Annotated in this window: 1 pseudogene; it reads right to left on the bottom strand. The window is 70.0% G+C overall.

What is annotated here, in order from left to right:
* Positions 1 to 233, bottom strand: a pseudogene (locus ACLQ2R_RS39690) (polyketide synthase); the annotation flags it as partial.
* Positions 234 to 260 lie beyond the last annotated feature (27 nt).

Below are 260 nucleotides of genomic sequence, written 5' to 3'. Positions count from 1 at the left end.
CCGAACGACGACACCCCCGCCCGACGCACACCCTCCCCCCGCTCCCACACCCGCGCCGACGTCAACAACTCAACGGCACCCTCCGACCAGTCCACCTGCGACGAGGGCGCGTCCACGTGCAACGTCTGCGGCATCACCCCATGCCGCATCGCCATCACCATCTTGATCACGGCGGCTCCGCCCGCAGCGGCCTGCGTGTGCCCCATGTTCGACTTGATCGACCCCAACCACAACGGCCGACCCCGCTCCCGGCCCTGACC

It is taken from the genome of Streptosporangium sp. DT93 (assembly GCF_049844535.1).
In the GTDB taxonomy this organism is placed as follows: domain Bacteria; phylum Actinomycetota; class Actinomycetes; order Streptosporangiales; family Streptosporangiaceae; genus Streptosporangium.
Note: the sequence above shows the minus strand (reverse complement) of the source record. Positions and strands in the feature narration are given on the sequence as shown.